The sequence below is a fragment of the Oceaniradius stylonematis genome (assembly GCF_965223445.1).
GTDB lineage: Bacteria > Pseudomonadota > Alphaproteobacteria > Rhizobiales > Rhizobiaceae > Roseitalea > Roseitalea stylonematis.
The window spans coordinates 275,963-298,258 of the sequence record NZ_OZ244994.1 but is presented as its reverse complement, the minus strand read 5'-3'; the positions used below and the strand labels follow the sequence as shown (position 1 = coordinate 298,258).

Sequence of the window (22,296 nt, the reverse complement as noted above, 5' to 3'; positions counted from 1 at the left end):
GCGGGTCACGTTTTGCCCATATTGCGCTGGCAGTAGCGTCAATGCGGGGCGGGGTGCGACCCGGCCTGCCGGGTAAGAGTTCAGGACCGCTATCATGGCCGACACAGCCGACCGCAAGCCTTTCCGTTCCGACGATGACCTGCCGGCCGACGGCCCTGGCGGGATCGATCCGTTGCTCGAACTGTCGCAGATTGCCGGTTTCGAACCCGATGGCGGCGCGCAACCCGAGGCGCGGCAGATCGATCTCGAAGATGCGCTGCTTGCCGAACTGACGCCGCAGGAAGCGCCGGCCGAGCCGGTGGACTTGCCGCCCTTCATCGGCGGCGGTCCCGATATCGATGCCACGACATCGGCCGACGATCCATCCGCGCCGGTGATGGAGCCAGAGCTTTCGCCGCCCCTGGCCGACCCCGCGCCTGCCATGGATACATGGCCGCCATCGCCGTCCGAAGCGGAGGCGCCGCCGCCGCCGGCCTCCGACGCCTTCGACGAGGTGCCGGCCTTTCTTTCAACGCCTGGACCGGATCCCGACACGGCGCCCGCTGCGCACACGCTGGAAGACGAACTGGCCGCGATGCTGGCCGGGGACAGGGCGGCCGAGCCCGCCACCGACGTGCCTCCGGCGAACACCGGGCCCGCCATGGCCGCCCCGCCGGCGGCCGATCCTGCGCCGCCTTCGGACGATGCCGGCCTTGCGCCCGTCGCCGAAGAGTCCGCCACGCACGATATGGATCCCGCGCCGGTGGAGATGTCCGCCGGAACGGCCAGCATGATGCCGGACGCCGAATGGGGTGCCGAGCCGGTCGATCCGGCGCCGAAGGATCGGGGCTCCTTCGATGCCTCGCCTCTGGGCGCGGCGCCGGCCGGCGATGTCTTAGCCGATCCGGCGGAGACGCCGGTGCCGATGTGGGATGAACCGTCCGCGCCGGAATTGCAGGCTGCCGACCGGTCCGAATTCGGGCCGGAGCCAGACATGGGCGTTGAGGCGCCACGAGCGCCAAGCCTCGACGAGGATTTCGCCGCGGCGTTCGACGAGGAACTTTCTGCCGCTGACGGCACGGACGCCAACGAAGACCCTTTCGTTTCGCGGGATTTGTCCGACGCCGCGCCGGCCGACGATCAGCCGGCCGAAGCCGAACCGCTGGATCCGGTCGACGAACTGGCCGCGATCATGGGCTATGAGCCGCCGGCGACCGACGCAGAGGCTGAGGCGTCCGCCGCATCCGAGCCGGATGTGGCACGGACGCTCGACGCCATGGATGCCGATTTCGAAGCAGCGCTGGATGCCGATCTGTCGGGCGCCCTGTCGCTCGACGATGATGCGGCCTCCGTGCCGCCGGCCGCCATGGCTGCGGCCAACGCGGACCCGGCGCCGATGCTCGACATGGTCGACATGAGCCCTTTCGAAGCCGTTCCGGCCAGCGACTTCGAGGTTCCCGAGTTCGATGGCGGCGATGCCCGCCCCGCCGAGGCGCCTGACGGCGTGGGCGCTGCGTTCGAGGATGCGTTCGACCGGGAGCCCTACGCGACGCCCCAGCCCGTCGGTCTCGCGCAGGGAAATGCCGATCAGGCGCCCGCCGCCGCGATGGCGGCGGCGTTCGATTCCGAGCAGTTCGAAGCCGAATTGGCCCGCGACATGGAATTCGTCGGCCATGATCTGAACGCCCAACGCGGTGCGGACGGTCTCGACCTCGATGCCGTCGAGGACAATGCCACGCCGGCGCCGGCGCCGGCCGAACGGTCCGGCCGGCGCGGCATGGTCATCGGCCTCGTCGTGGCCGGCCTGGCGGTTGCGGGCGTTGCCGGCGTCCTGGCGCTTTCAGGCGGCGATGGCGCGGTCGATGACGGTCCTGTGCTCGTCGAAGCCGATGACGCGCCGGTCAAGATCGAGCCGGACGATCCGGGTGGCACCACCGTGCCGAACCAGGATCGCGCCGTGTTCGCCGATGGCGACACAGCGGAACCCTCGCAGCAGAATCTCGTTTCGACCGCGGAAGAGCCGGTCGATATTGCGACCGCCCCCGCCGACAGCCTGCCGGCTGCCGTGGCGATTGGCGAAAAGGCGGAAGACCGTTTGACCGAGGGCGGCACCGAAGCGTCGTCATCGGATGCCGTCGCGCCGATCACGCCGCGGCGTGTGCGCACGCTGATCGTCCGGCCGGACGGCACGCTTGAGGAGCGCGCGCCTGCACCGGTTGAAACCGCCACGGCCGATCCGGGCGCCACCGAAACGCCTGTCGCATCCGCGCCGGCGGCGACCCAGCCGGCTGCGCCTCAGACCGCACCAGTCGTTGAAGCGCCGCAGACCGTCGCCGGCGTTCCCGTGACGGACGCCGCCGAACCGGCCGCGCCGGTGGCCAACGATCCAGTAGCCGATGCGGCAAGCAGCACGTCTGCCGCCCCCGCAAGCCAAGCGGCCGCTGAGGCCGCCAGCGAGGCAGCACCGGTGGTCGTTCGGCGCGTGCAGACGACCACAGCGACGCCGCCGCTGATCCGCGATCGCCCGTCGGACCAGCCGGTCAATGTGGTCAACCGGCAGCAGGTCGCTGCCGCACCGGCCGCTGCGCCGGCACCGGCACCGCAAGCCGCAGCGGCCGCCCAGCAGGCCGCCGTGCCTGTGACGACGACCAGCGGCTCGACCGGCTTTTCCGTTCAACTGGCCGCCTTGCCTTCGGAAGAATCCGCGCGCGCAACGGCGACGCGCCTGTCACAGCAATATGGCGGGCTGATCGCGGGGCGCGGTCTGACGATCCAGCGCGCGGTGATCGAGGGACGCGGCACGTTCTACCGGGTGCGGGTGGCGGCCAACGGCTCGGGTGACGCCAACGCCCTGTGCAACTCCATCAAGGCGTCGGGCGGCAACTGCTTCGTGGCCCGATAGGCTGTTTTTGGCATCACCGACGACCAGACGGGCGGCGTGGCCGCCCGTTTCGTTTTGCCGGCAAGCGGTTATGCTGGGCCATGACCGAATCAAAGGCGATCATTTTCGGCTGTTCCGGCCCCCGTCTGACCGACGAGGAAGCGGCTTTCTTTGCCGATGAACGGCCCTGGGGCCTGATCCTTTTTGCGCGCAACATCGGCGAAGCGGCCGAAATCGCAGATCTGACGGCGCGGTTCCGCGATATCGTCGGCCGCACCGATGCGCCGGTTTTCATCGATCAGGAGGGCGGGCGGGTGCAGCGCATCCGCCAGCCGATCGCGCCGAACTATCCGTCGGGAGCGGCGCTCGGCGCGCTCTACAGGAAAGACCGCGCGCAAGGCCTGCACACGGCGCGGCTGATGAGCCGGCTGCACGCAGCCGACCTTCTGCCGCTCGGCATCGATGCGGACTGCCTGCCGGTGCTCGATGTGCCCGTTCCCGGTGCTCACGATGTGATCGGCGACCGCGCCTACGGCCACGATGCGAAGAGCGTCGCCGAGATGGGCCGGGCTGCCGCCGAGGGTTTGCTGGAGGGCGGTGTCTTGCCGGTGATCAAGCATATACCCGGCCATGGCCGGTCGCTGGTCGACAGCCACAAGGCGCTGCCCGTGATCGATGCCGACATCGAGACGCTGGCATCGACGGACTTCGAGCCGTTCCGGCAGTTGGCGGACATGCCGATGGCGATGACCGCCCATGTGGTCTACACGTCGCTGGACCCGGACAATCCGGCAACCACATCCGCCCGCGTGATCGGCGAAGTGATCCGGACGCAGATCGGCTTTGACGGGCTCTTGATGACCGACGATCTGTCGATGCACGCCCTTTCTGGGGATTTCTCGGCGCGGACCAAGGCTTCGCTTTCGGCGGGCTGTGACGTCGTTCTACACTGCAACGGCCTGCTCGATGAAATGCGGCCCGTCGCCGAGGCCGCGCCGCAATTGTCGGGCAAGGCGCTGGAGCGCGCAGGCCGGGCCACCGCCATGGCCCGCCGGACTGGCAGCGCGGCGTCCGAAACGGCGGCGCTGCGCGATGAATTTGAACGGTTGGTCGCGACGGTCGCCTAGGCGGCGGGTGCCGGCCACCATGGAGCGACGGCACGATGGCAGGGGCGCAGCCCAAGAGTGCGGAAACATCCAAGGCGCCGCGGCCAACCAGGCCGGTGCCGATGGATGCCGTGTGGCAGGACAACGGCCCGGAGCGGACCACCGGCGAACCCTCGCTCGTCGTCGACGTTCACGGCTTTGAGGGGCCGCTCGACCTGCTTTTGCACCTTGCGCGCGACCAGAAGGTCGATCTGACGCAGATTTCGGTGCTCGATCTCGCCCGGCAGTATCTGGCGTTCATCGAAGGCGCCAAGGCGCTGCGGATAGAGCTTGCGGCCGATTATCTGGTGATGGCGGCGTGGCTGGCCTATCTCAAGTCCCGCCTTCTGGTGCCGCAGCAGCGCGAGACCGACGAGCCGTCGGGCGAAGAGATGGCGGCCATCCTGCAATTCCGCCTGCGCCGGCTCGAAGCGATGCGCGATGCGGCGGCGCGGCTGATCAACGGCAATCGGCTGGGCCGCGACATGTTCGCGCGCGGCATGCCCGAAACGGTCGTCATCGAGCGCAAATCGGCATTCCAGGCCAATCTCTACGATCTGCTGGCGGCCTATGGGGGCACCCGGCAGCGCAACACCAACACCGAAGTGCGTATGGAAAAGCGCACCGTCTGGTCGCTCAAGGATGCGCGCGACATTCTGACCCGGCTGATCGGCACGATGACCGACTGGACGCCGCTCGATGCGTTCCTTCTGGCCTATGTGCCGTCGCCGCGCGAGCGCACGACGGCGATTGCGAGCGCGTTCGCGGCCAGTCTGGAAATGGTGCGCGAGGGCGTGATCGATATCAGGCAGGACCGGCCGTTCGCGCCGCTGATGATGCGGGATGCGGGCCGGGCAACGACCGGGGCGGACAGCGATGGGGAGAGGGCGCAGTGACGGATCAAATCGACGAGGGTGGCGACGCGCTCGGCATCGGCGATCTCAACCAGGTGCTGGACGAAGCGTTCGACGCGCCGGACCGCCGCGACACGGTCGGCGACAATCCGGCGACGCGCATGGCGCTGGCCGAAGCGGCGCGCATGGCCGAGGCGCTGGTCTTCGCCTCCGCCGAGCCGGTGACGGAAAAGGCGCTGGCCGAACGGCTGCCGGACGGCATCGATGTATCCTTGGTGATGGCGCAGCTTCAGGAGACCTATGAGGCGCGCGGGGTCAATCTGGTACGCATCGACAGTTCCTGGGCATTTCGCACCGCGTCCGACCTGTCCTTCCTTTTGAGCCGCGAACAGATCCAGCAGCGCAAATTGTCGCGGGCCGCGCTCGAAGTTCTGGCGATCATCGCCTATCACCAGCCGGTCACGCGCGCCGAGATGGAGGAGATCCGCGGCGTTGAAACATCCAAGGGCACACTGGACGTGCTGCTCGAAAGCGGCTGGGTGAAACATCGCGGGCGCCGCAAGACGCCGGGCCGGCCGGTGACCTATGGCACGACGCTGGCGTTTCTGGACCATTTCGGCCTGTCGGAGCTGCGTGACCTGCCAGGCATGGAAGAGCTGAAGGCGGCAGGTCTGCTGTCCGCCCGTCTGCCGTCGGGCTTTGCGATGCCCAATCCGTCTGCCGATCCGGACACGCTCAGCGAGGACGAGGAACCGCTGACCGACATCGATCTGGAAGAACTGGGTCTGTTGACACCGAAAGCGGGCAATGATTGACAGCCCTGCCGGCTGAACTCGCGGTTCTGCCGGGCGAGCGGAGAGATGCTCGCGGTCACACGGGTTTAACGGGCACGCATATGGCTTCAGCGCCGGCCAAAGCGCCGCCGCCGCGCACGGGCGTCACCTTCGCCGCCGAACTGACCTTTGAGGGCATACACCTGCATTACGGGCCGGTGCACACGCTCAAGGGCATTTCGCTGACGGTCAGGGCGGGGGAAATCCTGTGCCTGCTCGGCCCTTCGGGATCGGGGAAGACATCGCTCCTGCGCGTTGCGGCTGGCCTTGAGCGGCAGACCGCCGGCCGTGTCCTGATGAACGGGCGCGAAGTCGCCGGGCCTTCCGTTTTCGAGCCTCCCGAAAAGCGCTCGGTCGGCTTGATGTTCCAGGACTTCGCGCTGTTTCCGCACATGACGGTGGCGCAGAATGTCCGCTTCGGGCTGACCGACATGGCGGCGCGCATCGCCGCCGGCGAGGCGCAGTTGGCGATAGACCGTGTCGGGCTCGGCCATCACGTCAATTCCTATCCGGACGTCCTGTCGGGCGGCGAGCAGCAGCGTGTCGCGCTGGCCCGGGCGCTCGCGCCGCGGCCGTCGGTGATGCTGATGGACGAACCGTTTTCCGGCCTCGACACGCGGCTCAAGGACTCGGTGCGCGCCGAAACGCTGGCGATCCTGCGCGAGATGCGGGCCACGACCATCGTCGTCACCCACGATGCCGAGGAGGCGATGCGGCTTGGCGACCGGATCGCTCTTCTCGACCGTGGGCGGATCGTGCAGGCGGGCACGGCGGACGAAATCTACCACGATCCGGCCAATCTGTTCGTTGCCGGGTTCTTCAGCGAACTCAATACGTTCGACGCGCGAGTCGAGGGCAATGGCGTGGAAACGCCGCTGGGCCGGTTCGACGCAGGCCGCCACGCTCCAGGAAGCGAACTGACGGTCGCGATCCGCACCGCCGGCCTTGACGTTGCCGCCCATGGCGGCGGCATGCCGCCGCCGGGAACGGTCCCGGGACGGATCACGGCACGGCGCTTTCTGGGCGTTTCCGAACAGTTGCTCATCGCCATCCAGGGTGCGGACAAGCCGGTGAGCGCCCGCATCCGCGCCGACGAGTTGGCGCGCGATGCGCGCGATGTCACCATTTCGGTACGCAACGGCGACATATTGCTGTTTGAAAGCGGGCGCGAAAGCGCTTAAGTGAACCCAAAGGATTTAAGGGAGAGCTATCCATGGGCGCCTTCAGCATCTGGCAGTGGATCATCGTCTTGGTCATCGTGCTGCTCCTGTTCGGACGCGGCAAGATTCCCGAACTGATGGGCGACGTGGCCAAGGGCATCCGGAATTTCCGCAAGGGCATGAAGGACGAGATCGCCGAGGACGAGGAGACGCCCGAGGAGCCGGCCCGCACCGTCGAGCATCGCTCGGAAGAGAGCGTCAAGGATGTCAAGGACGCCGTCAACAAGGGTTGACGGCCGGGCGGCGCGCGCTGTGTGCGCAAGGTAACTGATCGATGCTGCCTGATTTCGGCTGGACCGAACTTCTGGTTATTTCCATCGTTCTGATCGTTGTGATCGGACCGAAGGATTTGCCGCGAGTCCTGCGCGGGTTCGGCAACACGATGAGTTCCGTGCGCCGGATGGCCGGCGATTTCCGCAAGCAGTTCGACGACGCGCTCAAGGAGGCGGAGCTGGACGATGTGCGCAAGCTTGCCGACGATGTGCGGTCGCTCGATCCGCGCCGGCAGATCAAGGATGCGCTCAATCCGCTGTCGGAGCCGCTCGAGGAGATCGGCCGCGACATCGACGCCGACATGAAGCGGGCCATGGGCGACAGCAAACTGCCCGAACTGCCGAAAAGCCCGCCCCAGATGGGCCTCGATCAGGCCGGCGCGAAAGCGCGCGCGGCGCAGGCCGCAAGGACCGGGAGCGGCAAGACCGCAAAGCCGGCGGCGGAGCCGGTCGCGCGCGCTGGAGAACCCGCGTCCTCAACCGCCGCAAAGGCGCCTGCCACAGCGCGGGCGCGCGGCAAGACCGCCAAGGGCGGCGCAACTGAGAAGCCCGCCAAGGGCGCAAAACCGTCGTCCAGGACCTCGGCGAACGGCGCGGCCTCCAAGTCCTCGACACGCAAGAGGGGGACAAGCACCGCAGCGTCCAGGTCCCCGTCGGCCAAGACGGCGAAGACCGCATCGCAGCGGACCGCTTCTGCCGAAACCGCCTCGGCGAAGACCGCATCGTCAAAGCCGCGCAAGCGCCAGTCCGCCAAGGCGGCCGCCGATCAGGACACCGGCGGGAGCACAACGTCGTGAGCCGAGACAACGAAGAGGCGCAGATGGAGGCGACCGCCGCGCCTCTGATGGAGCATCTTGTCGAGTTGCGGCGCCGCCTGATCTGGTGCGTGGGCGGCTTTCTGGCCGGTTTCATCCTGTCGTTTGCCTTTGCCACGCCGATCTTCAACGCGTTGGTCGTGCCGTTTCAATGGGCCGTCGACTGGCACGGCATGACCGCCGACGATGTGCAGTTCATCTACACCGCGCCGCAGGAATTCTTCTTCACGCAGATCAAGATCGGTGCGTTCGGCGGGCTCGTGCTCGCCTTTCCGTTGATCGCGACGCAGCTCTACCTGTTCATCGCGCCGGGGCTTTACGCCAATGAACGCGGCGCGTTCCTGCCGTTTCTTTTGGCCACGCCGATCCTGTTTCTGATCGGCGCGGCGCTGGTCTATTTCATGATCATTCCGATGGCGATGTGGTTCTTCCTGTCGCTTGAACAGACCGGCGGCGAGGGCGTCGCCTCGATCCAGCATCTGCCGCGCGTGTCGGAATATCTGTCGCTGATCATGACGCTGATCTTCGCCTTCGGGCTGGTGTTCCAGCTTCCCGTCGCGTTGACGCTTTTGTCGCGCGCCGGGCTGGTGACGCCGGAAGGGCTCGCAAACAAGCGCAAATATGCGATCGTCATCGCCTTTGTCGCGGCGGCCATCCTGACGCCGCCGGACCCGATGACCCAGCTCGGCCTCGCCGTGCCGACCATCCTTCTTTACGAACTGTCGATCTTCATGGCGCGCCGTTTCCAGCCGCCGCCGTCCGAATATGATGAAGAGGACGAGGAAGACGACGATCCCGAACCCGGCGATGCGGCGCCCGATTCCGCCAAGGCCGGCGCTTCCTGATCGGTCACGCCCATCGAGGTAACGCGGCCGGGTGCGTCAGAGCACGCCCTGCAGCCGCTTGATCAGCGCGCGCCGTTCGGCATCGTTGTCGGCCGTGTTGAGCTGCTGGGTCAGCGCGACGATGAACGCGGCATAATCGTTGTTCCAGTCGGTCAGCAATTCGTCCGCCGGTATGCGCTGGGCGACGCGGCCCTTGGACCGGGCGTCGCCGGCCACCAGCTCAAAGCTCTCGTCGAATTGCGGCATGTGGATATGGCCGGCGTCGATGCCGCGATCGGTCAGAAGGCGGGCCAGTTCCTCGCGGGCGTCGTCGTCGCCATGGTTGAGGAATATGCCGCCGGAAACGGGCGTGCGTTCCATGATCCAGTCGATCAGTTCGCCCTGATCGGCATGGGCCGAATAATTGCCCAACCGACGGATGTCGGCGTTGACGACATATTCCTTGCCGTGGATGCGCACCATGTCGGCGCCCGACGTGATGACGTGTCCCAGCGTTCCGGGCGCCTGATAGCCGACGAACAGGATGGTGGCGTTGCGCCGCCAGATATTGTTCTTGATGTGGTGCTGGATGCGGCCGGCATCGGCCATACCGGATGCGGAGATGATTACCGCGCCTCCATCGATGCGGTTGATGGCTTTCGATTCCTCGACATTCTGCACCAGGCGGAACTGGGGATCGCGAAACAATTGGCCATTGTCGATTGCCACGTCCGACAGCGTGTCCGCATGCTTGATGAAGACTTCCGTGACGTTCTTGGCGAGCGGGGAATCGAGGAAGACGGTGGCGTTGGGCATGTCGCCATTGGCCAGCAGCACGCCGATATCGTGCAAAAGCTCCTGGCTGCGTTCGACGGCAAAGGCGGGGATGACCACATTGCCGCCTGCCGAGAGCCCGCGCACCAGTTCCTTGCGCAGCATGTCGCGGCGCTTTTCGAGCGTGTAATCGTCGCGGTCGCGATCGCCATAGGTGGATTCGCAGATGATGTAGTCAAATCCGGTTTCGGCCTCGGGTTCGGGATGAAACACCTTTTCCTCCGGGCCGATATCGCCGGAAAAGAGCAGCCGCATTGTGTTGCCGGTGTCACCGTCGGGGAACTTCACTTCGGCCGAAGCCGATCCCAGAATGTGGCCGGCATTCCAGAATCTGATCCGGATGCCCGGCGCCGGCTCGAACCATTCTTCATAGCCGCCGATCGGCCGCAGCAGCCTGAGCGTGTTTTCCGCATCGACATCGGTGTAGAGCGGTTCGACCGGTTCGAGCCCCTTGCGCTGTCGCTTGCGGTTCCAGCGCTCGGTGTTGGACATCTGGATCTTGGCGGAATCGCGGAGCATGAAATCGAGCAAATCGCAGGTCGGCTCGGTTGCGTAGATCGGCCCGGAAAAGCCGTGCTTGACGAGTTTTGGCAGCAGGCCGGAATGGTCGATATGGGCGTGCGTCAGGACCAGAAACCCGGCATCGGCGGGGTTGAACGGAAAGTCTCCGTCGTTGAGCTTGCGGATCGTCTTGTTGCCCTGGAACAGGCCGCAATCGACCAGAAAGCGCGTCGTGCCGGTGTCGAGCATCGAGCACGAGCCGGTCACCGTGCCGGCGGCGCCGTAAAAGGTCAGCGTTGCCATGGATCGTCTCCCCATCTTCGGTGAAAAGATGTGGCAGATTTGCCGTGCCGGGGGAAGGGCGGATGCCGTCAGAGCCGCGTCGTGGCAACCTCGGCGCGGAACGACACGGCCAAATCGCCGTCACACAATTGCGTGCCGGGCGTGAGGACCGCCGAAGCCGCCGCCGCCGTGCCGTGGACGAGGGCGGTCGCAAAATCCTCGCCGTTTGCGATGGCAAGCGCATAGGCGCCCACGAAACTGTCGCCGGCGCCGACCGCGCTCAGCGGCTTTTCGACGGGGCGGCTGGTGAGAATCTGTTCGTCCGCCGACACACCGACGGAGCCGCGCGCTCCAAGCCCGATGACCAGATGCCGCGCGATGCCCGCCTCGACCAGCGTTGCGCCATAGCCGGCGAAGTCTTCAGGCGTGTCGAGCGGGCGTGCCGATGCGGTGAGCGCTTCGTCCTTGTCCATGCGAAGCGTGTGCAGCGGCGTGCCGGTTCGCGCGCACAGCGCCTGCAACACGGGACCGGACGTGTCGGCGATCAGCGAAGCGCCGCCACGCGAAGCCGTCTCGTGCATGCGCTCGATCAGGGACGGGTCGGCGCCGGGCGGCAGGCTGCCGGAAACGACAAAGAGCGCGCCTGGCGCGCAGTGCGCCTCCAGCATCGTCAGCAGCGCGTGTTCCGTATCCGGTTTCCAGTCCGGTCCCGGCAGCACGAAACGGTAGAGCCGGCCGGTGGTCGTCTCGCGCGCGGTGAAGGACTGTCGGGTCTGTCCGCCGGCGGCAATCGTCACGGCATCGATGGCTTCGCCAGCCAGCATCGCGGCCAGCATCTCGCCGGTCGCCCCGCCCGATGCAACGAGCGCGGTCGATTGTCCGCCGAGCTTGGCGATGGCGCGCGAGACGTTGATGCCGCCGCCGCCGGGATCGAACTGCGCGGGGCCGCATCGCAGTTTGACATCGGGCCGGACGGTTTCGACATCGGCGGCGATATCGACCGCCGGGTTGAGCGTGACGGTGACGACGGGCTTCTGGTCCATGTCAGGCAGGCGTTCCCTGGCGTGAAAACGGCGCGGCGGGGTATGTCGGCGCGAACCGGTTTGTTGTAGCAGGGAGCGTGCGGCAGGCAAGCCGCCGACGGTTCATCAAGGGAGTTTGCCGCATGCCATGGCTGTATCTGGCGATCGCCATCACCGGAGAGGTTATCGGGACCTCCGCGCTCAAGGCGTCGGAATCCTTCTCGCTTTTGTGGCCTTCGCTGATAACCGTCGCCGGTTATGCCGTCGCGTTCTATTTTCTCGCCCTGACGTTGAGGACGATCCCTGTGGGTGTCGCCTATGCGATCTGGGCCGGGGCGGGGATCGTCATCATCTCGCTGATCGGCCTGTTTGTTTTCGGCCAGAAGCTCGACGCGGCCGCCATTGCCGGCATCGGGCTGATCGTCGCCGGCGTCGTCGTCATCAACACACTGTCAAACAGCGTTTCGCACTGAATGGCCTAATCGCGCGCCAGCGCCTGCTTGAGCGCATGCCAGCTTGCCTTGGGCGTCCGCTTGAGCGTGCCATAATCGACATGGACAATGCCGAAGCGCTTGCCGTAGCCAAGCGCCCACTCGTAATTGTCGAGCAGCGACCAGACCGTATAACCCTTGACCGGAGCGCCGTTGTCGATCGCACGGCGCATGGCGTCGACATGGGCCTGCAGATAGGCGATGCGCGGTCCGTCATCGACCGCACCATTGAGCAGCACATCGGTTGACGCCATGCCGTTCTCGCTGACGATCAGCGGCAGATCGCCGGTGTGGCTCTCGGCGATCCAGCCCAGAAGCCATTCGAAACTTTCCGGCGTGATTTCCCAATCCATGTCGGTTTTGGGCAGCGGGCCGGGGACTTCCTTGAGAGATGGCCACGCTTGGGCCGCATCGTGGGCGATCAGCTTGCGGGTATAGAAATTGACGCCCAGCCAGTCGAGCGGTCGTGCGATCTGCTCCATGTCGTCTTCCCACCCTTCGGGCAGGTGCGGCCGCAGCCCCTGCAATGCCCGGCGCGGATAGGATTTCTTGAACAGCGCGCCGAGGAACCACTCATTGTAGATCGCATGGTACCGGAGCGCGGCCTCGGCATCGCCGTCGTCGCCGTTCGCCGGCTCGGCGGGCTCGAAGTTCAGATAGATGCCGATATTGTCCTGACCGGCGGCGCGCAGCACATCGACGGCCTTGCCGTGCGCGACCAGCACATGATGCATTGCCCGTGCCGCGGCGCGGATGTCGCGCAGGCCCGGCGCATGATTGCCCAGAAAATGACTCAGCCAGGCGATGCACCAGGGCTCGTTGAGCGTGCCGGTCGCGGCCATGCGGTCGCCGATGCGGTCGATCACATGGCCGGTGAAGTCCGCGAACCGGTCGGTGACGTCGCGGTTGCGCCAGCCGCCCTCATCGGCAAGCGCGGCCGGCAGGTCCCAGTGGTGCAGCGTCAGCATCGGCTTGATGCCGCGCTCCAGCATCGCGTCGGTCAGCCGGTCATAGAAGTCGAGCCCCTCGCGATTGACCGTGCGGCCGTCGGGCATGACCCGTGCCCAGGACACCGAAAACCGGTAGGCGTCCAGATTGGCCCCGGCGATCAGGTCGAGATCGGCCTCATAGCGGTGATAGTGGTCGCAGGCGATTGCGCCGTCTTCGGCGTTGGCTGTGTTGCCGGGCGTCGCGGCAAACGTGTCCCAGTGCGACGGGCCGGCCCCGCCAAAGGACGATCCCTCGATCTGATAGGCAGACGTTGCGACCCCGAACAGGAAGTCGTCGGCAAAATCCGAGCGTCGAAAGTTCAGCGCGCTGGCCATCGGCCCCCCTTTCCAGCACAACGAACGAATGCATGAGGATACGCCAAAGCGCTTTGACCGCCAGATGCGATTTTTTGGGGTGTCTTCCGGCAGGCGGGCGGCTTGGCTGCGAAGCAAAAGGCCGCCCCTGAGGGCGGCCTTTCGGAGTGCGGTCGGGTCAGACCGAATAGTACATGTCGAATTCGACCGGGTGCGGCATCTGCTCGAAGAGGATGTTTTCTTCCTCCTTGAGTGCCAGATAGGCTTCGATCTGGTCGTCGTCGAAGACGCCGCCCGCCTTGAGGAAGTCGCTGTCGGCACGCAGTGAATCGATGGCCTCGCGCAGCGAAGCGCAGACCGTCGGGATGCCTTCGAGCTCTTCCGGCGGCAGGTCGTACAGATCCTTATCCATGGCTTCGCCCGGATGGATCTTGTTCTTCACGCCGTCCAGGCCAGCCATCAGCATCGCCGCGAAGGCGAGGTAAGGGTTGGCAGTCGGGTCCGGGAAGCGGACTTCGACGCGCTTGCCCTTCGGCGAGCCCGAGAACGGGATGCGGCACGAGGCGGAGCGGTTGCGCGCCGAATAGGCGAGCAGAACCGGTGCTTCGAAGCCCGGCACCAGACGCTTGTAGGAGTTGGTCGAGGCGTTGGTGAAGGCGTTGAGCGCCTTGGCGTGCTTGATGATGCCGCCAATGTAGAACAACGCGGTTTCCGACAGGCCGGCATACTCATCGCCCGCCATCAGCGGCTTGCCGTCGCTCCAGATCGACTGGTGGACGTGCATGCCGGTGCCGTTGTCGCCAAAGACGGGCTTGGGCATGAAGGTGGCCGACTTGCCGTAGGCGTGGGCGACATTGTGCACCACATATTTGTAGAGCTGCACTTCGTCGGCCTTGCGCGTCAACGTGTTGAACAGCATGGACAGTTCGTGCTGCGCCGCACCCACTTCGTGGTGGTGCTTTTCGGTCGCAACGCCCATTTCCGCCAGAACGGTCAGCATTTCCGACCGGATGTCTTGGGCGCTGTCGATCGGGTTGACCGGGAAGTAGCCGCCCTTGGTGCGCGGACGGTGGCCCAGGTTGCCGGTCTCGTATTCGGCATTGGTGTTGGTCGGCAGTTCGATGCTGTCGAGCTGGAAGCCGGTATCGTAGGGATCGGAATTGAACTTGACGTCGTCGAAGATGAAGAATTCCGGCTCGGGGCCGAAATAGGCCGTGTCGCCGAAGCCGCCGGACTTGACGTAGGCCTCGGCACGCTTTGCGGTCATGCGCGGGTCGCGATTGTATCCCTCTCCGGATACCGGATCGAGAATGTCGCAGAAGATCGCCATGGTCGACTGCGCATAGAACGGGTCCATGTGCGCGGTTTCGGTGTCGGGCATCAGGTTCATGTCCGACTCGTTGATCGCCTTCCAGCCGGCGATGGACGAGCCGTCGAACATGATGCCATCGGCGAACATGTCTTCATCGACGACATTGCAGTCGATGGTGACGTGCTGGAGCTTGCCGCGCGGATCGCTGAAACGCAGATCGACGAACTTCACATCGTTGTCTTTGATCTGCTTGAGAATGTCACTTGCACTCATTGTGTTCCCTTTGTTTCCTTTCAAGTGGCAGTGTTGAGTGTTGGGGTATCGGTCGGCCGTCAGACGGCGTCTGCGCCCGTCTCGCCGGTGCGGATGCGCACGACTTCCTCGATCGGAGAGACGAAGATCTTGCCGTCGCCGATCCGGCCCGTCTGGGCGGCGTTGCGAATGGCTTCCATCGCGCTGTCGACCGTTTCGTCGGAGACGACGATCTCGATCTTCACCTTGGGCAGGAAGTCGACGACATATTCGGCGCCGCGATAAAGCTCCGTGTGGCCCTTCTGGCGGCCAAAACCCTTGGCTTCGGTCACCGTGATGCCCTGCAGGCCCACCTCCTGCAGCGCTTCCTTGACCTCATCAAGCTTGAAGGGCTTGATGATCGCCTCAATCTTTTTCATCCTCGCGACGCCTCCGACCAGTTGAGTTGCTCACCCATATGCAGATGCCATGCCAAGTCGCGCTTCGCGTCTCGCAACGCCGAAAACGCCGAAAAAGCGCGCAGATGAGGCGCGTGGCACCGGCAGTTGTTGGCCATCGCCGTCAAAACAGGCGCAAAAACGATGAAAAATTGGGCATTATGCACAATTCGGCGGCACAAATTGTCGCCAAGTGGAACTAGGCCCCGTGCGTGACGTCGGTCCGTTCGCTCTGATGACTAATGCCGAAATGGCGGCGGCGGACGGCGCAACCATAAAAAGCGGCGCGTTCGGCGGCATCGTGCTGATGGAGCGGGCAGGCGGGGCGGTGGCGGACGCCGCGCTGGCGCGGTTCGCGGCGGCTGCGCGGGTGCATGTCCTGTGCGGGCCCGGCAACAATGGCGGTGACGGCTATGTCGCTGCGCGCATTCTGGCCGGGAAGGGTCTTTCGGTCCGTCTGTATGCGCTGGCGCCGCCCAAGCCGGGCACCGATGCCGCGCTCGCGGCCGAAACATGGGCCGGCCCGGTCGGCGGTTTGGATGCGTTCGCGCCCGATCCGGCCGATCTGGCGATCGATGCGGTGTTCGGTGCCGGCTTTTCCGGAGCCTTGCCCGATCCGGTCCAATCGGCGCTCGCGCGGGCCGTGGACAGAAGATGCCCGGTGCTTGCGGTCGATCTTCCGTCGGGCGTCAATGGCGATACGGGGCAGGGAGCCGGTGCGGTCGCTTGCGCGGCGACCGTCACCTTCTATCGCCGCAAGCCCGGCCATTTGCTCTACCCCGGCCGGGCGCTGTGTGGCGAAACGATCGTCGCCGATATCGGGGTCCGGGCGGCCCGGCCGACCGCGACCTTCGAGAACGCGCCGGACCTGTGGCGCGGCGCGCTGCCGCGCCCTGGCGCCGACACGCACAAATATGCGCGCGGCGCGGTGGCGGTTTTCTCCGGCCTAAGGCACGGCACCGGCGCTTCGCGCCTTGCGGCGTTGGCGGCGCAGCGGGCCGGCGCCGGGGCGGTAACGATCCTTGGTCATCCCAATGCGCTCGACATCCACGCGGCGCACGTCACCTCGATCATGCTGCGGGCATGGGGCGACGATCCGATGGCCGCCCTCGGTACTCTCAAGGGCATCGGCGCGGTGGTGCTAGGGCCGGGGTTCGGCGACCTGCCGCTGGCCCGGTCGCTTGCTGCGGCGATTGTTGACGACAAGGGGCCGGCGCTGGTTCTGGACGCCGACGGCATCACCGCTTTTGCCGACGATGCCAGCGGCCTGTTCGACGCGGCGCGGGTGCGCGACGAGCCGGCCCTTGTGCTGACGCCGCATGCGGGCGAATTCGCCCGGCTGTTTCCCGATCTGGCTGCCGATGCGGCCGCCGGGAAACTGGCCATGGCGCGCGCCGCCGCTGAGCGGGCCGGCGCGGTCGTCGTCCTCAAGGGCCCCGACACGGTGATTGCCGCGCCGGACGGCCGGGCGGCGGTCAACGCCAATGCCACGCCCGCACTGGCAACGGCGGGCTCGGGCGATGTTCTGGCCGGCGCCGTTGCCGGCCTCGCTGCGCAAGGCATGCCCGCCTTCGAGGCCGCGTGCGCGGCGGTCTGGCTGCATGGCGAGGCGGGCCGGGCCTCGGGCCCGTTGGCGATCGCCGAGGATTTGATCGCGGCGCTTCCAGCGCACCTCTCCAAACTCGTCTGATCAGGGCGGCATTTGCGTTCAACGGGCACCATGCCGCAGCCGGCCTGCGTTTGCGCGCGCTGAAAGATGTGGTTAACCATGGCGCCGCTATGGTGGCGCCCATGTTGGACGGCACGGGATCGGAAGTGGGCCGGCGATGAGACCAGCGGAAACCGGCACGGCGCAAGGGCCGGGCAGCCTTGCTGCCCGCTTGTTTGCATGGCTGGTGCTGGCGCTTGCCGTCAGCCTCGGGTTTGCCCATGCCGCGCAGGCGGCGTTCGACGCGCCGGTGGCTGTCGATGTGCGCGCCGCCGGCGACGCGGACGCAACGCGCATCATCATCAGTTTCGACCGGCCGGTGAGCGCCGACCACAAGCTTCTCGATCATCCCTACCGGCTGGTTCTCGATTTCGAGCGCATCGGCTACGGCTTCGAAGCGGGCGACGACACGCTGAAGGGCATGGTTGGCGCAATGCGCTACGGCGACATGAGCGAGACCGGATCGCGGATCATTTTCGAGATCGGCGCGCCGTTTGAGGTTGTCGAGCTGTCGAGTGGGGCGGCTGAGAACTTCTATCGCCTGATCATCGACTTGCGGCGAACCGATGAGGCGGCCTTTCAGCAGGCGCTGCTCGACACGATGGCGACGAGTTCGATCATCGCGCGCGGCAGCAAGACCGACCGTCTGGGATCGGCGCCGCTGGCCCCGGCGCCGCGTTCGGGTGCGTTCACCGTCGTTCTCGATCCCGGTCATGGCGGCATCGACAGCGGGGCGGTCGGCGTCGGCGGCACACGCGAGAAGGATGTCGTCCTGGCGTTCGCCAGGACGATGCGCGACGAACTTCAGGCGATCGGCGGCGTCGAAGTGGTCATGACGCGCGAGGACGATGTCTTCATCTCCCTCGACGAGCGGGTGCGTTTCGCCCGCCAGCACGGCGCGGCGCTGTTCGTGTCGCTGCATGCCGATTCCGTGCGCCAATCCTATGTGCGCGGCGCGACGGTCTACACGATCTCGGACAAGGCTTCCGATTCGGTCGCAGCGGAAATCGCGCGCTCGGAGAACCTGTCCGATTCGATCGCCGGCATCGTCTATGAAGAAGAAAGCGGCCCCGTGGCGGACATTCTCGTCGATCTGGCGCGTCAGGAAACGCTCGGCTTTTCGGTCCAGTTCGCGCGGCTCGCCATCTCGCACATTTCGCGCGCCTCGCGCATCATCAACAATCCGCACCGTTATGCCGGGTTTCGCGTTCTCAAGGCGCCCGACGTGCCGTCCGTTCTCGTCGAACTGGGCTATCTGTCGAACCGGGAAGACGAAAAACTGCTCAACAAGCCCGAATGGCGGGCCGAACTGGCGGCCGAACTGGCCGCTGCCGTGGCCGAGTTCGGGGCTTTGTCCGGCCGGCAGCTTGCGGGCGAGGCGCGCGCGGCCGCCGGAAACTGACGCTGGATGCTCCGCGCGGTCTTGGCGCGGGCAGGGGTAACCGTTACAGCGGCCAAAGAGCTCTGCCGTTACGTCAAACCCCGCTCGCGTCTGTTATATTCGCGGTTGCCATGATGCGGTCTCATTGTAGCCGCAGCGCTTGAATCGGAATTTGGGACGCGGCGCGCCGGACAGGATTGCGACCGTGTGGACGGGATAGACGAATACGATGATACGCTTGTTGGGCTACTTCTTCGGCATCGGCATGGCGGCGTTCCTTTTGGTGGCAGCCGCTGTGGTGATCTATATCGGCAACCTGGCCGACGAACTGCCCGACTATGAGGTGCTGGCCCGCTACGAGCCGCCCGTGACGACGCGCATGTATTCGGTCGACGGTCAGCTGATGGGCGAATTTGCGCGCCAGCGCCGGCTGTTCCTGCCCATCCAGGCGGTGCCTGACCGCGTCAAGGCGGCGTTCCTGTCGGCCGAGGACAAGAACTTCTACAATCATGTGGGCGTCGATTTCCTGGCGCTCGCACGTGCCATGGCGACAAACGTCGAAATCGTCGTCGGCGGGTCGAACCGTCGGCTGGTGGGCGGTTCGACGATCACCCAGCAGGTCGCCAAGAACTTCCTTCTGACCAGCGATCGCACGGTCGACCGCAAGGTGAAGGAAGCGCTTCTGGCCTTCCGTATCGAGCAGGCCTATTCCAAGGACCGCATTCTCGAACTCTATCTCAACGAGATTTTCTTTGGCGCCGGCTCCTATGGCATTGCCGGCGCGGCGCTGACCTATTTCGGCAAGGCGGTGAACGAGCTCGACCTGCATGAGGCCGCCTATCTGGCCGCGCTGCCCAAGGCGCCGTCCAACTACCATCCGTTCGACGACACCGAGGCCGCGCTGGCGCGCCGCAACTGGATCATCGATCGCATGGTCGAGAATGGCTATGTGACCACCGAGGCCGGCGAAATCGCCAAGGACGAGCCGCTCGACGTCAATTTCCGCCGGTCGGGCGATTTCGTGTTCGCGTCGGAATATTTCACCGAGGAGGTGCGCCAGCAGATCATCGAACGCTATGGCAATGACGCGCTCTATGAAGGCGGCCTGTCGGTGCGCACGACGCTTGACCCGGTCATGCAGGACCAGGCGCGGACCGCACTTCAGGAAGGGTTGATCGATTTCGACCGGGACTGGGGATGGCGCGGTGCGATCGGCCAGATCGACATTTCCGGCGACTGGGGTCCGGCGCTCGGTGAGTTCGATCTTCTGCGCGATGTGCCGGAATGGACGCTGGCCGTCGTGCTGGCCACTGGCGAGGAAGGCATCCGCATCGGACTGCGTCCCGATCGCAAGCTGGGAGGTGGGGTCGTCGCTACCCGCGCGCAGGGTCTCATCCCGGCGGGCAGTTTCGACTGGGCTTTCCGGCTGCGCGACGATGGTGAACGGCGCAGCGCGGACGGTATCGGCGATGTGGTCGCGCCGGGCGACGTGATCTATGTCAGCGCCGTTCAGGGCGAGGATGCCGCCGAAGGCACATATGCCTTGCAGCAGGTGCCCGAGGTTTCGGGCGCACTGGTCGCCATGGACCCGGTCACCGGGCGCGTTCTGGCCATGGCGGGCGGCTTTTCGTTCCACGACAGCCAGTTCAACCGCGCAACGCAGGCCTACCGCCAGCCCGGCTCGTCGTTCAAGCCGTTCGTCTATGCGGCCGCTCTCGACAATGGCTACACGCCCGCCTCCGTGATCATGGATGCGCCGATCTCGATCGTTTCGGGTGGCGAGGTCTGGGAGCCGAAGAACTATGACGGTTCGGTCTCCGGCCCGTCGACGCTGCGGCTTGGCATCGAGCGGTCGCGCAACCTGATGACCGTCCGTCTGGCGCAGGACATGGGCATGCAGCTGGTCTCCGAATATGCCGAGCAGTTCGGCGTCTATGACGATCTTTCGCCGGTTCTGGCGATGTCCCTGGGGGCGGGCGAAACGACCGTCCTGCGGATGGTCACCGCCTATGCGGTGCTCGCCAATGGCGGCCGGCAAATCCAGCCCTCGATGATCGACCGTATCCAGGACCGCTACGGCAAGACCGTCTACCGTCAGGACAGCCGCCAGTGCGACGCCTGCGATGCCGGCCAGTGGCTCGGGCAGGACGAACCGCAACTGGTCGATACGCGCGACATCGTGCTCGATCCGATGACCGCCTACCAGATGACCTCGATGATGGAAGGCGTCGTCCAGCGCGGTACGGCCACCAGCCTGCGGGATCTGGGCCGGCCCATCGCCGGCAAGACCGGCACCACCAACGATTACAAGGACGCCTGGTTCATCGGTTACACGCCGAACCTTGTCACCGGCGTCTATATCGGCTTCGACAAGCCGACTCCGATGGGGCGCGGCGCCACCGGCGGCCAGCTCGCCGCGCCGGTGTTCAAGCAGTTCATGGTGTCGGTGCTCGAGGACCGGCCGATGACCGACTTCAGCATCCCCGACGGCATGACGCAGATTCAGATCGACCGGAAGACCGGCATGCGTGCCAGCGAGGGCGGCGACATCATCGTCGAGGCGTTCAAGCCCGGCACGGGGCCTGCCGACAGCTACTTCGTCATCGGCGCCGACCAGGTCGCGATCCAGGCGCAGCAGGCCGAACGGCAGCGGCAGATTTCGCCGAACGCGCAGCAGGCCGTGCAGAGCGGCTCGGGCGGTCTGTTCTGACGGACTGTGGGCTTTACACCTCTCCGCTTCGTCCCTAAGTGACTGCCGAAGCGCCGCAATTGCTGCGGCGCGCCGTCCATTTCCCCATCGGCAAGAGGCACACCGCATCCCATGCGCGCAGAAATCGCCACCCTCACCGACAGCATCAGGCAGGCCATAGCCCTGCTGAGGAGGCATCTTTGACTGGGATGCATCCGTAAAGCGGCTCGATTATCTCAACTCCCGCGCCGAGGACCCCGACCTTTGGAACGATCCGGCCGAGGCGCAGAAGCTGATGCAGGAGCGCCAGCGCCTCGAGGAGATGATCGGCGCGATCAAAGGGTTCGACCAAGCGCTTGACGACAATGTCGAACTGATCGCGATGGGCGAGGAAGAGGGCGACGCCGAAACCGTCGCAGAGGCCGAAGCGGCCATTCGTTCGCTCGAGAGCCAGATCGAAAAGCGCCAGGTCGAGGCATTGCTGTCCGGCGACATGGACCCCAACGACACCTATGTCGAAGTGCATTCGGGCGCCGGCGGCACCGAGAGCCAGGACTGGGCCAACATGCTGCTGCGCATGTACACGCGCTGGGCCGAGCGGCACGGCTTCAAGGTCGAACTGCAGGAATATTCGGCGGGCGACGAAGCGGGCATCAAGTCGGCGACGATCCTGGTCAAGGGCCACAACGCCCATGGCTGGCTGAAGACCGAGACGGGCGTGCACCGTCTCGTGCGCATCAGCCCCTACGATTCCAACGCACGGCGCCACACCTCGTTCTCGTCGGTCGGCGTCTATCCGGTGATCGACGACAATATCGAGATCGACATCCAGGACAAGGACATCCGGGTCGACACCTACCGGTCCTCCGGTGCGGGCGGCCAGCACGTCAACACGACCGATTCGGCGGTGCGCATCACGCACATTCCGACCGGCATCGTGGTGACCTCGTCGGAGAAGTCCCAGCACCAGAACCGCGCCAACGCCATGAAGGCCCTTCGGGCGCGCCTTTATGATCTGGAGATGAAAAAGCGCGAGGAAGCGGCGCAGTCCGAGTTCGACGCCAAGACCGACATCGGCTGGGGGCACCAGATCCGCTCGTATGTGCTTCAGCCCTACCAACTCGTGAAGGATCTGCGCACGGGCACCGAATCCACCGCGCCGTCCGACGTTCTGGACGGTGATCTCGACAAGTTCATGGAAGCCGCACTCGCCCAGAAGGTTTCCGGCGAGCGGGTCGATGTCGAGGACGTCGAATAGGC

General features: G+C 65.8%; 18 protein-coding genes. 13 read left to right on the top strand and 5 right to left on the bottom strand.

What is annotated here, in order from left to right:
* Positions 1-94 precede the first annotated feature (94 nt).
* The 8 genes from ACOQOU_RS01515 to tatC all read left to right on the top strand — a co-directional run bounded on the left by ACOQOU_RS01515 (position 95) and on the right by tatC (position 8,844).
* Positions 95-2,881: an SPOR domain-containing protein gene (locus ACOQOU_RS01515; RefSeq protein WP_420578767.1), complete on the top strand. Its 2,787-nt coding sequence runs from the start codon at positions 95-97 to the stop codon at positions 2,879-2,881.
* Positions 2,882-2,961: 80 nt separating this feature from the next.
* Entirely contained in the window at positions 2,962-3,987 is a 1,026-nt protein-coding gene (gene nagZ, locus ACOQOU_RS01510; protein WP_306025665.1) for a beta-N-acetylhexosaminidase, read from the top strand.
* Between the two features lie 101 nt (positions 3,988-4,088).
* Positions 4,089-4,901: a segregation and condensation protein A gene (locus tag ACOQOU_RS01505; protein ID WP_306025664.1), complete on the top strand. Its 813-nt coding sequence runs from the start codon at positions 4,089-4,091 to the stop codon at positions 4,899-4,901.
* Positions 4,902-4,957: 56 nt separating this feature from the next.
* On the top strand, positions 4,958-5,674 hold the full coding sequence (gene scpB / locus ACOQOU_RS01500; RefSeq protein ID WP_420578897.1) for an SMC-Scp complex subunit ScpB: 717 nt from the start codon (positions 4,958-4,960) through the stop codon (positions 5,672-5,674).
* Between the two features lie 80 nt (positions 5,675-5,754).
* On the top strand, positions 5,755-6,873 hold the full coding sequence (locus tag ACOQOU_RS01495) for an ABC transporter ATP-binding protein (protein WP_109769179.1): 1,119 nt from the start codon (positions 5,755-5,757) through the stop codon (positions 6,871-6,873).
* Between the two features lie 32 nt (positions 6,874-6,905).
* Positions 6,906-7,145, top strand: a complete 240-nt coding sequence (locus tag ACOQOU_RS01490) for a twin-arginine translocase TatA/TatE family subunit (protein WP_109769178.1) — start codon at positions 6,906-6,908, stop codon at positions 7,143-7,145.
* 41 nt (positions 7,146-7,186) lie between these two features.
* Entirely contained in the window at positions 7,187-7,981 is a 795-nt protein-coding gene (gene tatB / locus ACOQOU_RS01485) for a Sec-independent protein translocase protein TatB (protein ID WP_306025663.1), read from the top strand.
* Positions 7,982-8,004: 23 nt separating this feature from the next.
* Complete coding sequence (tatC, locus tag ACOQOU_RS01480) at positions 8,005-8,844, top strand: twin-arginine translocase subunit TatC (RefSeq protein WP_420578896.1); 840 nt, start codon at positions 8,005-8,007, stop codon at positions 8,842-8,844.
* A gap of 36 nt (positions 8,845-8,880) precedes the next feature.
* Here tatC and ACOQOU_RS01475 read toward each other — a convergent pair whose 3' ends face one another.
* Together ACOQOU_RS01475 and ACOQOU_RS01470 are read right to left on the bottom strand one after the other, a co-directional pair.
* Positions 8,881-10,461 carry an MBL fold metallo-hydrolase RNA specificity domain-containing protein gene (locus ACOQOU_RS01475; protein ID WP_306025661.1) on the bottom strand — a complete coding sequence of 527 codons (1,581 nt, stop codon included), beginning with the start codon at positions 10,459-10,461 and terminating at the stop codon, positions 8,881-8,883.
* A 68-nt stretch (positions 10,462-10,529) separates the two neighbouring features.
* Positions 10,530-11,483, bottom strand: coding sequence for a 1-phosphofructokinase family hexose kinase (locus ACOQOU_RS01470; RefSeq protein WP_306025660.1), 954 nt, complete (start codon positions 11,481-11,483; stop codon positions 10,530-10,532).
* 122 nt (positions 11,484-11,605) lie between these two features.
* Here ACOQOU_RS01470 and ACOQOU_RS01465 point away from each other — a divergent pair, with 122 nt between their 5' ends.
* Positions 11,606-11,935, top strand: coding sequence for an SMR family transporter (locus ACOQOU_RS01465; protein ID WP_306025659.1), 330 nt, complete (start codon positions 11,606-11,608; stop codon positions 11,933-11,935).
* Positions 11,936-11,940: 5 nt separating this feature from the next.
* Here ACOQOU_RS01465 and ACOQOU_RS01460 read toward each other — a convergent pair whose 3' ends face one another.
* From ACOQOU_RS01460 to ACOQOU_RS01450, 3 genes are all read right to left on the bottom strand, one after another.
* The gene (locus ACOQOU_RS01460; RefSeq protein WP_306025658.1) at positions 11,941-13,278 is read right to left on the bottom strand and encodes a GH1 family beta-glucosidase; all 1,338 of its coding nucleotides are present in this window, start codon (positions 13,276-13,278) and stop codon (positions 11,941-11,943) included.
* Positions 13,279-13,435: 157 nt separating this feature from the next.
* Positions 13,436-14,842, bottom strand: coding sequence for a type I glutamate--ammonia ligase (gene glnA / locus ACOQOU_RS01455; RefSeq protein ID WP_109769173.1), 1,407 nt, complete (start codon positions 14,840-14,842; stop codon positions 13,436-13,438).
* A gap of 59 nt (positions 14,843-14,901) precedes the next feature.
* On the bottom strand, positions 14,902-15,240 hold the full coding sequence (locus ACOQOU_RS01450; protein ID WP_109769172.1) for a P-II family nitrogen regulator: 339 nt from the start codon (positions 15,238-15,240) through the stop codon (positions 14,902-14,904).
* Positions 15,241-15,466: 226 nt separating this feature from the next.
* Between ACOQOU_RS01450 and ACOQOU_RS01445 the strand changes: the two genes are divergently transcribed.
* The 4 genes from ACOQOU_RS01445 to prfB all read left to right on the top strand — a co-directional run bounded on the left by ACOQOU_RS01445 (position 15,467) and on the right by prfB (position 22,294).
* The gene (locus ACOQOU_RS01445) at positions 15,467-16,948 is read left to right on the top strand and encodes an NAD(P)H-hydrate dehydratase (protein ID WP_346433271.1); all 1,482 of its coding nucleotides are present in this window, start codon (positions 15,467-15,469) and stop codon (positions 16,946-16,948) included.
* A 136-nt stretch (positions 16,949-17,084) separates the two neighbouring features.
* Positions 17,085-18,368: an N-acetylmuramoyl-L-alanine amidase gene (locus tag ACOQOU_RS01440; protein WP_109769171.1), complete on the top strand. Its 1,284-nt coding sequence runs from the start codon at positions 17,085-17,087 to the stop codon at positions 18,366-18,368.
* 208 nt (positions 18,369-18,576) lie between these two features.
* Positions 18,577-21,057 (top strand): penicillin-binding protein 1A, encoded by a 2,481-nt coding sequence (locus ACOQOU_RS01435; protein ID WP_109769170.1) that lies wholly within the window; start codon positions 18,577-18,579, stop codon positions 21,055-21,057.
* Positions 21,058-21,168: 111 nt separating this feature from the next.
* A protein-coding gene (gene prfB / locus ACOQOU_RS01430; RefSeq protein WP_109769169.1) for a peptide chain release factor 2 occupies positions 21,169-22,294 on the top strand; the annotation gives its coding sequence in 2 pieces (ribosomal slippage) (positions 21,169-21,237 and positions 21,239-22,294; 1,125 coding nt in all).
* The last annotated feature ends 2 nt before the right edge of the window (positions 22,295-22,296 follow it).